General features: G+C 69.1%; 16 protein-coding genes. 9 read left to right on the top strand and 7 right to left on the bottom strand.

All coding sequences use genetic code 11. From position 1 onward, the window contains the following. Positions 1–56 precede the first annotated feature (56 nt). Positions 57–650 (bottom strand): ATP-dependent Clp protease proteolytic subunit, encoded by a 594-nt coding sequence (locus tag VF522_RS21365; RefSeq protein ID WP_330910338.1) that lies wholly within the window; start codon positions 648–650, stop codon positions 57–59. 58 nt (positions 651–708) lie between these two features. Beyond that, a complete protein-coding gene (locus VF522_RS21360; protein WP_330910337.1) occupies positions 709–1,596 on the bottom strand; it encodes a fructosamine kinase family protein in 888 nt (295 codons plus the stop codon). A 177-nt stretch (positions 1,597–1,773) separates the two neighbouring features. Between VF522_RS21360 and VF522_RS21355 the strand changes: the two genes are divergently transcribed. Further along, positions 1,774–2,283 carry a CAP domain-containing protein gene (locus tag VF522_RS21355; RefSeq protein WP_330910336.1) on the top strand — a complete coding sequence of 170 codons (510 nt, stop codon included), beginning with the start codon at positions 1,774–1,776 and terminating at the stop codon, positions 2,281–2,283. 1 nt (position 2,284) lies between these two features. Here VF522_RS21355 and VF522_RS21350 read toward each other — a convergent pair whose 3' ends face one another. Further along, positions 2,285–3,175: a 23S rRNA (adenine(2030)-N(6))-methyltransferase RlmJ gene (locus VF522_RS21350; protein ID WP_330910335.1), complete on the bottom strand. Its 891-nt coding sequence runs from the start codon at positions 3,173–3,175 to the stop codon at positions 2,285–2,287. Between the two features lie 277 nt (positions 3,176–3,452). On the opposite strand from VF522_RS21350, the gene rplM reads away from it, so the two are divergent. From rplM to erpA, 5 genes are all read left to right on the top strand, one after another. Next, positions 3,453–3,890 carry a 50S ribosomal protein L13 gene (gene rplM / locus VF522_RS21345; protein ID WP_330910334.1) on the top strand — a complete coding sequence of 146 codons (438 nt, stop codon included), beginning with the start codon at positions 3,453–3,455 and terminating at the stop codon, positions 3,888–3,890. Then, a complete protein-coding gene (gene rpsI / locus VF522_RS21340) occupies positions 3,887–4,279 on the top strand; it encodes a 30S ribosomal protein S9 (RefSeq protein WP_330910333.1) in 393 nt (130 codons plus the stop codon). Before rplM ends, rpsI begins: the two co-directional genes overlap by 4 nt. 157 nt (positions 4,280–4,436) lie before the next feature. Next, a complete protein-coding gene (locus tag VF522_RS21335; RefSeq protein WP_330910332.1) occupies positions 4,437–5,144 on the top strand; it encodes a DUF6776 family protein in 708 nt (235 codons plus the stop codon). Between the two features lie 29 nt (positions 5,145–5,173). Beyond that, a complete protein-coding gene (locus tag VF522_RS21330; protein ID WP_330910331.1) occupies positions 5,174–5,581 on the top strand; it encodes a polymer-forming cytoskeletal protein in 408 nt (135 codons plus the stop codon). 62 nt (positions 5,582–5,643) lie between these two features. Continuing rightward, positions 5,644–6,009, top strand: coding sequence for an iron-sulfur cluster insertion protein ErpA (erpA, locus tag VF522_RS21325; protein ID WP_330910330.1), 366 nt, complete (start codon positions 5,644–5,646; stop codon positions 6,007–6,009). An 81-nt stretch (positions 6,010–6,090) separates the two neighbouring features. On the opposite strand, the gene VF522_RS21320 is transcribed toward erpA, so the two are convergent. Next, on the bottom strand, positions 6,091–7,200 hold the full coding sequence (locus VF522_RS21320) for an anhydro-N-acetylmuramic acid kinase (RefSeq protein ID WP_330910329.1): 1,110 nt from the start codon (positions 7,198–7,200) through the stop codon (positions 6,091–6,093). Positions 7,201–7,228: 28 nt separating this feature from the next. Next, entirely contained in the window at positions 7,229–8,488 is a 1,260-nt protein-coding gene (locus tag VF522_RS21315) for a M23 family metallopeptidase (protein WP_330910328.1), read from the bottom strand. 271 nt (positions 8,489–8,759) lie between these two features. On the opposite strand from VF522_RS21315, the gene tyrS reads away from it, so the two are divergent. The 3 genes from tyrS to vapC are packed head-to-tail and all read left to right on the top strand — an operon-like array spanning position 8,760 to position 10,734. Next, positions 8,760–9,995 (top strand): tyrosine--tRNA ligase, encoded by a 1,236-nt coding sequence (gene tyrS / locus VF522_RS21310; RefSeq protein WP_330910327.1) that lies wholly within the window; start codon positions 8,760–8,762, stop codon positions 9,993–9,995. Positions 9,996–10,036: 41 nt separating this feature from the next. Next, positions 10,037–10,327, top strand: a complete 291-nt coding sequence (locus tag VF522_RS21305) for a type II toxin-antitoxin system VapB family antitoxin (protein ID WP_330910326.1) — start codon at positions 10,037–10,039, stop codon at positions 10,325–10,327. Next, positions 10,327–10,734, top strand: a complete 408-nt coding sequence (gene vapC / locus VF522_RS21300) for a type II toxin-antitoxin system VapC family toxin (protein WP_330910325.1) — start codon at positions 10,327–10,329, stop codon at positions 10,732–10,734. The genes VF522_RS21305 and vapC overlap by 1 nt, the downstream gene beginning before the upstream one ends. Positions 10,735–10,741: 7 nt before the next feature. Here the strand turns inward: vapC and VF522_RS21295 are convergent, their stop codons facing one another. Both VF522_RS21295 and VF522_RS21290 read right to left on the bottom strand, forming a co-directional pair. Continuing rightward, positions 10,742–11,440 (bottom strand): ankyrin repeat domain-containing protein, encoded by a 699-nt coding sequence (locus tag VF522_RS21295; RefSeq protein WP_330910324.1) that lies wholly within the window; start codon positions 11,438–11,440, stop codon positions 10,742–10,744. Then, positions 11,437–11,928, bottom strand: a complete 492-nt coding sequence (locus tag VF522_RS21290; RefSeq protein WP_330910323.1) for a heme-binding protein — start codon at positions 11,926–11,928, stop codon at positions 11,437–11,439. The genes VF522_RS21295 and VF522_RS21290 overlap by 4 nt, the downstream gene beginning before the upstream one ends. Positions 11,929–12,063 lie beyond the last annotated feature (135 nt).

Genomic DNA, 12,063 nt, shown 5'->3' with positions numbered 1-12,063 from the left:
GAAGACACGAGCACCGTTGCACCCCGTAGGCTGGGGTGCAACCCCAGCACCACGGCTCACTTCTTGATATCGGCCTTGTTCGTGATGATCCGGCCGACCAGCCCGTACTCGATCGCCTCTTCCGCCGACAGCCAGCGGTCGCGCTCGATGTCCTCCAGCACGCCGTCCAGCGGCCGGCCGGTCTCGCGCGAGATCGTGCGGGCCACGCGTTCGCGGGCCTTGATGATTTCCTGCGCGTGGATCGCGATGTCGCTCGCCGGGCCGCCCGCGCCACCCGAGGGCTGGTGGATCAGGAAGCGGGTGTTGGGCGTGCAAAAGCGGCGCTCCTTCGGGACCGACAGGTAGAGGTGCGTCGCCGCGCTGCCCACCCAGCCGGTGCCGATCATGTTCACCGGCGCGGTGATGAAGCGCACGATGTCGTGGATCGCGTCGCCGGACTCGAGGTGGCCGCCGGGCGAGCTCACCAGCATGTCGATCGGCGTGGCGGCGTCGGCGTCCAGCGCGATCAGGCGGCGGGCGATGTCGCTCGCGGACTGGTCGGTGATGGCGCCGAACAGCAGCACGGTGCGCGACTTGAAGGCCTTCTCTTCCAGGAAGGCGTTGCGGGGTTCGGCCGTTGCGGCCGGCGTTTCGGGATCGGGATGCTCCATGCTGACTCCTTGCATGCGGGGATCATGCCCGAAACCGCGCGGGCCGGCGGCGGGCGGCTCAGAGCAGCGCGTGCGCGGCGCGCAGCGCCTGCTGCGCATAGCCGCCGCCGCCGAACAGGATGACGTGGTTGAGGAGGTGGTACAGCTGGTACAGCTGCATGCGCTGCGGCGAAGGCCAGGTGCCGCCCGCTTCCTCGTAGCCCGCGCGGAAGTCCGCCGGCGGACTCCCGAACAGCTCCATCATCGCGAGTTCCGCGCCGGCATCCGAGCAGGAGACGGCCGGATCGAAGATCACCGGCGTGCCGTCTTCCAGCATGTCCCAGTTGCCCTGCCAGAGGTCCCCGTGGATCAGCGACGGTTTCGGCACGTGGCCGTCGGACGGCAGGTCGGGCAGCTTCTCGATCACGGCATCGACGGTGGAACGCAGTTCGGTGGCCGAGGGCGAGAGCCTGTCCTTCATGCAGCAAAGCCGCGACTTGGCGAAGAACGCCATCCAGCCCGCGTGCGTGGGCGGCTGCAGCGGCGTGTTGCGCTGGGGCGTGGCGCCGATGTAGTTGTCGCCGCGCCAGCCGAAGGAAGGCGGATCCAGCGGGCAGGGATGTGCATGCAGTTCCGCGAGCGCACGGCCGAAGCGCACGCCGAAGCCGGCATCGGGCCGCGCGAAGTCCAGCCATTCGAGCGCGAGCACCATGCCGCCACCGGGCAGCTCGGTGAGGGAATCGACCTGGGGCACGCGGATCGTGCGGGTGGCGGCGAGCGCGCGCAGGCCGTCGGCCTCGGCGCGCAGTAGCGCGGCGGCGCCGCGGCCGCTGCTCTTGACGAACAGCTTCTGGCCGCCGCGGCGTGCCTGCCACGTGTCGCAGCAGGTGCTGGCGCCCAGGGAACGCAGGTCCCAGCGTTCGCCGAGGACGGCGGAGAGCTCGGGCTGCTTCTCGATGGTTTCCATGGCGGCGATTCTCCGGGTGTGGCTCGTCGCTGGGGGCATCAGATGTATCGCCGAGGCAGCTTTGTGACAGCGCGCGGTCGCCGCGATCCCCCTGGCGCCAGTGGGGCATGCGCGGCGCGGCGCTGACGCCGTTGCGAACGGAAACAGGACCGCAGCTCGGCCGTGGCAAGCTGAGCCATGGCTGTCCCTTTCCTTCGTCCCGCCGTGCTGGCGGCCCTGTTCTTCGTCTTCGTTTCCGAGGCCGCGCTGGCGGGCCAACCCACGTCCTGCAGCGTGAACGTGGCGGAGGCGCTGCGGCGCGTCAACGCGGCGCGGGCCGCGGGCCAGACTTGCGGCTGGCGACGGATGGCGCCGGCGCCGCCCCTGCGCTGGGATGGCAACCTGCAGGCCGCGGCCGCCGGCCACTCGCAGGACATGGCGCGGCGCAACTACTTCGACCACCGCAGCCCCGAAGGGCGGACCGTCAGCGAGCGGGTGCGGGCGCGCCACTACACGTGGAAGTGGGTCGGCGAGAACCTCGCCGGGGGCGACCGCAACGTGGGGAGCGCAGTCCAGGGCTGGATCGACAGCCCGTCCCACTGCGAGAACATGATGAATCCCAGGTTCGTCGACGTCGCCGTGGCCTGCGTGGCCAATCCGCGCAGCCAGTGGGGGACGTACTGGACGATGGTGCTGGGCAAGCGGTGAGCTAGCCGCCCGCTTCGACGGCCTGTCCCTGGCCACGCCCGCGACCGAGCACTTCCGCGATCGGCGGCAAGGCCGCCTGCAGTGCCGCCTTGAGCGTGTGCGGCGGATTCACGAGGAACACGCCGCTGGCGGTGAGGCCCGGCCGGCCGGCTGCTTCGCCCGGCTCGTGCGGCGCCTGGCCGATGTTCAGCGTCGCATGCAGCCACGGCTTGCCGGCCTGGTTGGCCAGGGTCTTCAGCCGGCGGGGCAGCTCGTGCGCCTCCGGCCGCGGGATCACCGGATACCAGACCATGTAGGTGCCGGTGGCGAATTTCTTGAGCGACTCCTGGATGCAGTGCGCCACCTTGGCGTAGTCGCTCTTGATCTCGTAGCTGGGATCGATCAGCACCAGCCCGCGGCGCGAAGGCGGCGGCAGCAGGGCGCGCAGCCCCTCGAAGCCGTCCTCGCGGCGGATCGAGACCTGGCGCTTGCGTTCCAGCTGGTCGACGTGGCCCGCCAGCGCCTTGCTGTCCGTGGGGTGCAGCTCGAACAGCCACAGCCTGTCGCGCGCCTCCTGCCGCATCAGCGCGTGGGTGACGAAGGGCGAGCCGGGGTAGATCTTCGTCCTGCCGGAGGGATTGAAGCCGGCGAGGAGTTCCAGGTAGTCGGCCAGCAGCGGCGGCGGCTCCGCGGCGAGGGGGCTCGCCAGCAGCTTGACGATGCCGTCCTGCGCCTCGCCGGAAGTGCCGGCGAAGTCGCTGTCGAGGCGGTAGAGGCCGGCGCCGGCGTGGGTGTCGACGATGGTGACGGCGGTGGGCTTGGCCGTGAGGTGCTTCAGCACCGCGATCAGCACCATGTGTTTGAGGACGTCGGCGTGGTTGCCGGCGTGGAAGCCGTGGCGGTAGCTGAACATAGGGGCGGGATGGTAGCTGGGACGACGTCATCCCCGCGCAGGGCGGGGATCCAGGGCATTTTCCCGTTGTTTGGAACGCCCTGGGGGTCCCGCCTGCGAGGAGGTGGCGACTGTCCTATAATGCCGGGTTCCGTAGCGCCTCCTGGATCCCGCGACGGAAAAGATGGGAACGGCGCTCCGCCCCGAGCTTCGTGCCTTGAACGGCCTCCTAAGAGGTCCCCGCCAGAGGGACACCGACCGAGGAAAAGGATCCGCCAAACCGTACTCGAGAGTCTTTATGACCACCACTGTCAGCGCCAAGCCCGCTGACGTGAAGCACGAGTGGTTTGTGATTGACGCCACCGACAAGGTGCTCGGCCGGGTAGCCAGCGAAGCTGCCCTCCGACTGCGCGGCAAGCACAAGGCCATTTACACGCCTCACGTCGACACCGGCGACTTCATCGTCGTCATCAACGCATCCAAGCTCCGCGTGACCGGCGCCAAGGAGACCGACAAGGTCTACTACCGCCACACCGGCTACCCCGGCGGCATCCGCCAGCAGACCTTCAAGGAAATGCAGGCCAAGCACCCCGGCCGCGCCCTGGAGAAGGCCGTGAAGGGCATGCTGCCCAAGGGCCCGCTGGGCTACGCCATGATCAAGAAGCTGAAGGTCTACGGTGGCGCCGAGCACCCGCATACCGCGCAGCAACCGAAGCCCCTGGAGATCCGAGCATGATCGGTGAATGGAATAACGGCACCGGCCGTCGCAAGTCGAGCGTCGCCCGCGTGTTCCTGAAGAAGAGCTCCGGCAAGATCACGGTCAACGGCAAGGACATCGCCGAGTTCTTCGGCCGCCAGACCTCGATCATGATCGCCAAGCAGCCGCTGGTGCTGACCAGCAACGCTGAAGCGTTCGACATCCAGTGCAACGTGCACGGCGGCGGCGAATCCGGCCAGGCCGGCGCGGTCCGCCACGGCATCACGCGCGCCCTGATCGACTACGACGCGGCCCTGAAGCCCCAGCTGTCCGCAGCCGGCTTCGTGACCCGCGACGCCCGTGAAGTGGAACGCAAGAAGGTCGGCCTGCACTCCGCGCGCCGCCGCAAGCAGTTCTCCAAGCGCTGATCGGAATCCTTCCGAACCTCGAGAAGCCCGGCCCTGCCGGGCTTTTTGTTGCCTGACGTGGGACGGACGACGACCCCCGCGGGCGTCTTATCCGACACAAAGCTGCACATCTGAGGACTTGCTGCGCTCCTGTTCTTTGGGCAGCATCCTCATCCATATGCGTTGGAAGCTGCTTCGTAGAAGGTTGACGATCACCGCCCCGCGGATGAAGGTGCGCAGCGCCATGCCCTGGCCGCTGCAGTGGGCGGCCGCCGCGATCGTCCTCGGCTTCTGCGCCGCGATCAGCCTGTGGGCCTTCGAACTGGGCAAGCAGCTCGCCGGCGTCGACCATGGCTCCCGGGAAGAACTGGTCCGGCTGCGCGAAGATGTGGTGAATCTGCGTCAGGAGCGCGACCGCATCCAGTCCATCCTCAACACCTCCGGCAGCGCCATCACGGTCGAACGCGCCGCCCAGGAAAAGATGGCCTCGCGCGTCCGCCTGCTCGAAACCGAGAACCGGTCGCTGCGCGAGGACCTCGGCTTTTTCGAGAAGCTCATGCCCGCCAGCGGCGCCGAGAGCGTGGCGATCCGCGGGCTGCAGGCCGAAGTGCTGTCCGGCACCCAGCTCAAGTGGCAGGTGCTGGTGATCCAGCCGGGCAAGAACGCACCCGAATTCCGCGGCAAGCTGGAGCTCAGCCTGTCGGGCACGCTCGACGGCAAGCCCTGGATGATGCCCTTGCCCGGCGGGCCGCAGAGCCTGCAGTTCCGCCAGTACCGCCGCGTGGAAGGCATGGTCGACCTGCCGGCCCAGGCCGTGGTCAAGAACGTTTCGGCACGGGTGGTCGAGGGCTCGGTGAGCCGTGCCGTCCAGAATGTTTCCCTGTAAGTCGATAGATCATTCGTTGAGGAGCCGCCATGTTCGGTAAGAAAGCACAGCCCCCCATCAAGAGCCTCATCGCGCAAGGCACGCGCATCGAGGGCAACATGAAGTTCAACGAAGGCCTGCGGGTCGACGGCGAAGTCTTCGGGGACATCCAGTCCTCGGCCGAGGAAGCCGGCAGCCTGCTCGTGATCTCCGAGGCCGCCGTGGTGCAGGGCGGCGTGACCGCCGACCACGTGATCATCAACGGCACGGTGCGCGGCCCGGTCCAGGCCCGCGAGCTGCTGGAGCTGCAGCCCAAGGCGAAGATCGAAGGCGACGTGTCGTACGTCGCGCTGGAAATGCACCAGGGCGCCACCATCTCCGGTCAGCTGCGCCCGATGATGGCGGGCGCCGAGGGCGAGGAAAAGCCCTTACTGAAGTTGGCGACAAAGACCGCCTGAGCGGTTCCGGCCCCCCGGCCGGCCTTATCATCCCGTGCAGAGTCCCTGAGGAAGGAATGCCCATGAGCGCAGTTGCCGAGAACGTTTCCACCGAAATGCCCGCCCCGCTGGTCTTCACCGACAGCGCCGCGGCCAAGGTCGCCGATCTGATCGCGGAGGAAGGCAATCCGGATCTGAAGCTGCGCGTCTTCGTCCAGGGCGGCGGCTGCTCCGGCTTCCAGTACGGCTTCACGTTCGACGAGATCGCGAACGACGACGACACCGTGATGACGAAGAACGGCGTCTCCCTGCTGATCGACGCGATGAGCTACCAGTACCTGGTGGGCGCCGAGATCGACTACAAGGAAGACCTGCAGGGCGCGCAGTTCGTGATCAAGAACCCGAACGCGTCGACCACCTGCGGTTGCGGGTCGAGCTTCTCGACCTGACGCGGATGGTGGGCACCAGAGGTGCCCACCCTACAGCGGGCCGAATGATCTCGTAGGGTGGGCAGCTCCACTGCCCACCGTTCACGAGGGATAGATTCCCCCCAGCACACGGGCGCCTCCGGCGCCCGTGACGTTTTGGAGCGCCAGCGCTTCGCCCCGCACGCACTTGCGGGCCAGCCAGGCGAAGGCAGCGGCCTCCACCTGCAGGGGCGGCAGGCCGGCATCGGCGCTGGAGACCACCTGGGCCTGCGGCAGCAAGGCCTGCAGGCGCCGCATCAGGTGGCCATTGAGTGCGCCGCCGCCACAGACGATCAGCCGCTCCAGGCCCCTGGCATGCCGCCCGGCATCGCGGGCGCAGGCCTGCGCGGTCAGCTCCGTCAGCGTGGCCTGCACGTCCGCCGGCGCCGATCCGGCAAAGCGCGCCAGGTGCGCCCGGAACCAGGGCTGGTTGAACAGGTCGCGGCCGGTGCTCTTGGGCGGGGGCAGGGCGAAGAAGGGCTCGGTCAGCATGGCCGCCAGCAGGTCCGGCAACACCCGGCCGGTCGATGCCCACTGCCCGTCGTCGTCGTACGCGCGGCCCGTGTGCTCCTGCGTCCAGGCATCCATCAGCGCATTGCCCGGCCCGCAGTCGAAGCCGAGGATGGAGCCGTCGGCTCCCAGCACCGTCAGGTTGGAGATCCCGCCGATGTTCAGCACGCCTACGGTCTCGCCGGCGCGGCCGAACACGGCCTGGTGGAAGAATGGCGCCAATGGCGCGCCCTGGCCGCCGGCCGCCACGTCGCGGCTGCGGAAATCGGAGGCGACGCGGATGCCCGTGAGCTCCGCCAGCAAGGCCGGCTGCGCGAGCTGGATCGTGTAGCCGGTGCCGTCGAACTGCTGCGGCCGGTGCCGCACCGTCTGGCCGTGGGCGCCGATCGCCTGGATCGCGGAGGGCTGCAGGCCGGTCTGCGCCAGCAGGTCCTGCACGACGCGCGCATAGACCCGCATCAGGGCATTGCCCGCCAGCCAGCCGCGGTGCAGTTCGTCGGGGCCGGAGGCGTTGAGCGCCATCAGTTCCGCGCGCAGCGCGTCGTCGAAAGGGGCGCTCGCATGGCGCAGCACATGGACGCCGCCGGCGGAGAAGTCGGCGACGACGCCGTCCACCCCGTCCATCGAGGTGCCCGACATCAGGCCGATGAAGAGATCCTGCATGGGCGCATCGTAGCGCCCGCCGGCGCGCTTACCGTGCCGACGCGACCAGGTTGGCCGAGGCGGCGGCCGCCAGCTGGGTGCGCATCACGCCGGCCACGACGCCGAACTGCGCCCGGGCCTGGGCGGTGAGCTCCCCGGCCGGCGCGTGGCGGCGTGCCACCTCCAGCGGGTCGCGCTGGGTGCCGTTTTCCTTGAATTCGAAGTGCAGGTGCGGCCCGGTCGCCCAGCCGGTGGAGCCGACGGCGCCGATGCGGTCGCCGCGCTGCACGCGCTGGCCGACGCGCACGTCGATGCGGCTCAGGTGGGCATACAGCGTGCTGTTGCCCTTGCCGTGGTCGACCTCGATGACGTTGCCGTAGCCGTTCTGGCGGCCGGCGAATTCCACCTGGCCGTCGCCGATGCTGCGCACCGGGGCGCCGGTGGGCGCGCCGTAGTCGACGCCCTTGTGGGCGCGCCAGGTGTTGTGGATCGGGTGCATGCGCATCGCGAAGCCGCTCGTGATGCGCGACACCTCCATCGGCGAGGCGAGGTAGGCGCGCTCCAGGCTCTGGCCGGCGAAGTCGTAGTAGCCGCCGCGCTGGCCGGGCTCCTGGAACCAGACGGCTTCCAGCGTGCGGCCGGCGTTGACGAACTGCGCGGACACCACGCGGCCGGTGCGCATCGCCTCGCCATCGGCTTCAAGCGTTTCGTAGACCACGGCAAAGCGGTCGCCCCCGCGCAGGTTGCGGTGGAAATCGATGTCGCCGGCGAAGATGTCCACCAGCTGCGTGGTGACGGCGTCGGGGATGCCGGCGTCGTCCACGGCCTCGAACAGGGAGCTGCGAATGGTGCCGCTGCCCACGCGCAGCGAAGCCACCAGGGGCGCCGTCTCCATCTTCGTGGCGAAGCTGCCGTCCGGCTGGCGCTCGATCACGAGGCGGCGGAAGGAGGTGTTGTCGACCGCCCAGCGCACCTTCAGGCGCAGCAGGTTGCGGCCGTCGGTGGTCTCCACGCCCACGGTGCGGCCCGGCGCGCCGAGCACCTGGGTGCGGGCGAGCGCGTCATGGCGCAGGAAGGCGGCGGCGGCCGCATCGTTGACGCCCAGGCGGGCGAGCAGCGATTCGGCGGTGTCCGAAGCACGCACGGCCTCGGCGCTGTAGAGGCTGAAGCGGAAGGCGTCCAGCGCCTCCACTTGCGACGCCAGCGGCAGCGGCTGCACGTTCTCGAGGACCTGGCGCACCGGCAGGGCGGCCGGGTCCGGACCGAGGGAAGCGACGGCGAAGGCACCGCCGCCGGCAGTCAACAGCATTGCGGCGACCAGCGCCGTGACTTGCCGGGGGTGGTGCTCCAGCGCATGGGCCGCGCGAAGCACGAGCCGCCCCCCGGCGGCCAACCAAGTTTTCTTCAAATCTTGTCCTTCTGCCGGTCTGCAGGAGCTTTCCTACGGCCGGATCGGGTGAGTCCCTGCGAGGCGGCGGCGTCGCCGCCTCTGGCGAAATCGGGCGCCTCTTAGAATCGACAGGCGCAAAACGAGCCGAAGTATAGCCAGCCCAGCCGGTGCGTCTTCTGTAAAACCCCTTATGAATCAAGAGCTTGTTACAAAATCGTTCCCCGTGACCGACCGCGTCCGGGAGGCGCTGGCGGTGACCCTGCGGGGGGCCGAGGAACTGATCCCGAAGGAAGACTGGCAGCAGAAGCTCGCGCGTTCCGAGGCGACCGGGGTGCCGTTGCGCATCAAGCTGGGCCTGGACCCCACCGCGCCGGACATCCACATCGGCCACACGGTGGTGCTGAACAAGATGCGCCAGCTGCAGGACCTGGGGCACCAGGTGATCTTCCTGATCGGCGACTTCACCTCCATGATCGGCGACCCCTCGGGGCGCAACACGACGCGGCCGCCGCTGACGGCCGAACAGATCAAGGTGAACGCCGAGACCTACCGCGCCCAGGCCGACAAGATCCTGGATCCGGCGAAGACCGAGCTTCGCTACAACAGCGAATGGAGCGATCCGCTGGGCGCGCGCGGGATGATCCAGCTGGCGGCGAAGTACACCGTGGCGCGGATGATGGAACGCAACGACTTCCACGACCGCTTCAAGGCCGGCACGCCGATCAGCATCCACGAGTTCCTGTACCCGCTGATGCAGGGCTACGACTCGGTCGCCCTCAAGAGCGACCTCGAGCTGGGCGGCACCGACCAGAAGTTCAACCTGCTCATGGGCCGCCACCTGCAGGCCGAGTACGGCCAGGACCCGCAATGCATCCTGACCATGCCGCTGCTGGAGGGGCTGGACGGGGTCGAGAAGATGTCCAAGAGCAAGGGCAACTACATCGGCGTGACCGAGGAGGCGAACACCATGTTCGCCAAGGTCATGTCGATTTCCGACACGCTGATGTGGCGCTGGTTCACGCTGCTCTCCTTCCGCCATGCCGACGAGATCGCGAAGCTGAAGGCGGAGATCGAAGGCGGCCGCAACCCGCGCGATGCCAAGGTGATGCTGGCCAAGGAGATCACCGCGCGCTTCCACAACCCCGCGGCCGCGGAAGGGGCCGAGCAGGACTTCGTGAACCGCAGCAAGGGCGGCGTGCCGGACGAGATCCCCGAGGTGAGCCTGGCGGGCGCGCCGCTGGGGATCGCGCAGCTGCTCAAGCAGGCGAACCTGGCGCCGTCCACGTCGGAAGCCAACCGGCTGATCGAAGGCGGCGGCGTGCGGGTGGATTCGTCCGTGGTCAGCGACAAGGGGCTGAAGCTGGACGCGGGGACGTACGTCGTGCAGGTGGGCAAGCGGAAGTTCGCGCGGGTGACGATCGGATAAGCGGTGTGGCGCGATTGTGGGTCGTTTGTACAATACGGCCCATGATCACCAACATCGACATCGACGAATCCCTCGTCGCCGAGGCGATGAAGGTTTCCGGTGCGCGCACGAAGCGCGAGGTGGTCGATCGCGCGCTGCGGGACCTCGTGGCCCGCGCCAAGAGGCCGCGCCTGCGGGACGTCTGGGGACGCGCCACGGAAGAAACCTACTGGCCGGACTACGACCCCAAGACCCAGCCGGGCGAGCCGGCGGGAGTCCACCGCGTCGAGCAAGGCGTTGCCGGCTACCGCGTCGCGCCGACGGCCGCCGCCAGGCCGCCGAAGAAGAAGTGATGCTCCTGCTCGATTCCAGCGTCTGGATCGACATCCATCGCGCACGGGCGACGGCAGCGACGCGCTATGTGGAAACGCGCGAAGAGAGCGAGGAAATCGCCACCACGGGTGTCATCTTCCAGGAAGTGCTGCAGGGCATCCGGGCCGAGTCCGAATACGAATACATGCGGGAGGTCCTCTGGTCGACCCTGCTGCTGCATCCGCGCGAGCTCTCCACGTACGAGGTCGCCGCGCAATTGCACCGCCGCGCGCGGGCCGAGGGGTTCACGATCCGCAAGCCGAACGACTGCCTGATCGCGGCCCTCGCGCTGGAGCATGGCGCGCTCCTCGTCCACAACGATCGCGACTTCTTCGCGCTGGCCCAGGTCGAACCGGCCCTGATGATCTTCCCGGGCCGGCCCCACTGAGCTGCGTTCAGCGCGCCCCGGCCTGCTCCAGCAGCTTCACCATCTCCGCATAACCGCGCGACTTCGCCAGTTGCAGCGGCGTGCGGCCTTCGCGATCGGCCAGTTGCAGGCTGGCCTTGGCATCGACCAGCGCCTTCAGCGTCGCCTGGTGCCGCGGGCCGCCGTCGCCCAGCACGATGGACTCGATCGTGGCCGTCCAGTGCAGGTTGTTGACGTGGTCCAGCGGCGCTCCGGCGGCGATCAGCTGGCTCACCACGCCCGCGTGGCCCAGGTGCGCCGCCGCGATCAGCGCCGTGCCGTCGTAGCGGCTGGTCACCTGCTTCGCGCTGGCGCCCAGCGACAGCAGCAGGCGCAGCGTCTCCTCGTCGTTGGCGACCGAGGCGATCGTCACGGCGTCGTAGCGGTCGTGCTCCAGCAGGTCGAGCTTGGCGCCGGCTTTCGCCAGCGCCTGGATCGCGCCGCGCTGCTTCGCGAAAGTGGCGGCGTGCAGCGGCGTGCGGCCGTGGCCGTCGCGGGCGTTCAGGTCGGCGCCCGCCGCGGCGAGCGAAGCGATGCGCGCCGCATCGCCCGCCTGGGCCGCCGCGTGCAGGCCCTGGTAGCGCGCGGCCTCGGCGGCCGAGGGGCCGACCTGGGCCTGCGCGGGCACCGCGGCCAGCGCCGCGGCGGCAACGAACAGCGAAGCGGCGAGGGCGCGCAGCGGCTTCATTGCAGCTGGGCCTTCACCTTGTCGATGGCGGCGTTGGCGCACTGCTCGTCGAGGTGGCCACCGGGGGCGCCGCCGACGCCGACCGCGCCGATGGTGTCGTTGCCCACCTTGATCGGCACGCCGCCGCCCAACAGCAGGAAGCCGGGGATGTGGACCAGGTTGGCCGCGGCGGCGTTCTTCTGCGCGCCTTCCATCATGGCCTGGGTGGCGTTCTTGGCCGAGGCCGAGGTGAAGGCCTTGTCGTGGCTGGCGGCGAGCGTGTGCGGGCCGGCATTGTCGGCGCGCATCACGGCGCGGACGGTGCCGGCGCGGTCGACCACGGTGGCGGCGACGGCGTAGCCGTTGGCGGCGCAGGCGTTCACCGCCTCGGTCGCGATTTGGCCGGCCAGGCCCAGCGAAATGTTGCGTTCGCTGCGGATGGCCTGGGCCTGGGCGCCGAGGGCGGCGAAGGCCAGGGAAGCGACGAGGGCGGAAGCGATGAAGCGCATGGGTTCTCCTTGGTGGTTGGTGGGAGAACTGTAGGAATTGCGGCACGGGTCGAACATTCGTACGGCTACGCCTGGGGGTCCGTAGAACTACGGAGCGTCGGGGTTCGGCGCTGCGCGCGCTCACCGCCGACCTAC

This window comes from Ramlibacter sp. (assembly GCF_036383835.1).
Lineage (GTDB): Bacteria > Pseudomonadota > Gammaproteobacteria > Burkholderiales > Burkholderiaceae_C > Ramlibacter.
This window is presented reverse-complemented; position numbering and strand designations above follow the sequence as displayed.

Bases quoted from the DNA above. Each gene is read 5' to 3' on its own strand.
- VF522_RS21315 (WP_330910328.1), bottom strand. From the start codon at position 8,488: ATGCTGTTGACTGCCGGCGGCGGTGCCTTCGCCGTCGCTTCCCTCGGT.
- erpA (WP_330910330.1), top strand. From the start codon at position 5,644: ATGAGCGCAGTTGCCGAGAACGTTTCCACCGAAATGCCCGCCCCGCTG.
- VF522_RS21365 (WP_330910338.1), bottom strand. From the start codon at position 650: ATGGAGCATCCCGATCCCGAAACGCCGGCCGCAACGGCCGAACCCCGC.
- VF522_RS21360 (WP_330910337.1), bottom strand. From the start codon at position 1,596: ATGGAAACCATCGAGAAGCAGCCCGAGCTCTCCGCCGTCCTCGGCGAA.
- vapC (WP_330910325.1), top strand. From the start codon at position 10,327: ATGCTCCTGCTCGATTCCAGCGTCTGGATCGACATCCATCGCGCACGG.
- VF522_RS21335 (WP_330910332.1), top strand. From the start codon at position 4,437: ATGCGTTGGAAGCTGCTTCGTAGAAGGTTGACGATCACCGCCCCGCGG.
- VF522_RS21295 (WP_330910324.1), bottom strand. From the start codon at position 11,440: ATGAAGCCGCTGCGCGCCCTCGCCGCTTCGCTGTTCGTTGCCGCCGCG.
- rpsI (WP_330910333.1), top strand. From the start codon at position 3,887: ATGATCGGTGAATGGAATAACGGCACCGGCCGTCGCAAGTCGAGCGTC.
- tyrS (WP_330910327.1), top strand. From the start codon at position 8,760: ATGAATCAAGAGCTTGTTACAAAATCGTTCCCCGTGACCGACCGCGTC.
- VF522_RS21290 (WP_330910323.1), bottom strand. From the start codon at position 11,928: ATGCGCTTCATCGCTTCCGCCCTCGTCGCTTCCCTGGCCTTCGCCGCC.
- VF522_RS21355 (WP_330910336.1), top strand. From the start codon at position 1,774: ATGGCTGTCCCTTTCCTTCGTCCCGCCGTGCTGGCGGCCCTGTTCTTC.
- VF522_RS21305 (WP_330910326.1), top strand. From the start codon at position 10,037: ATGATCACCAACATCGACATCGACGAATCCCTCGTCGCCGAGGCGATG.
- VF522_RS21350 (WP_330910335.1), bottom strand. From the start codon at position 3,175: ATGTTCAGCTACCGCCACGGCTTCCACGCCGGCAACCACGCCGACGTC.
- rplM (WP_330910334.1), top strand. From the start codon at position 3,453: ATGACCACCACTGTCAGCGCCAAGCCCGCTGACGTGAAGCACGAGTGG.
- VF522_RS21330 (WP_330910331.1), top strand. From the start codon at position 5,174: ATGTTCGGTAAGAAAGCACAGCCCCCCATCAAGAGCCTCATCGCGCAA.
- VF522_RS21320 (WP_330910329.1), bottom strand. From the start codon at position 7,200: ATGCAGGATCTCTTCATCGGCCTGATGTCGGGCACCTCGATGGACGGG.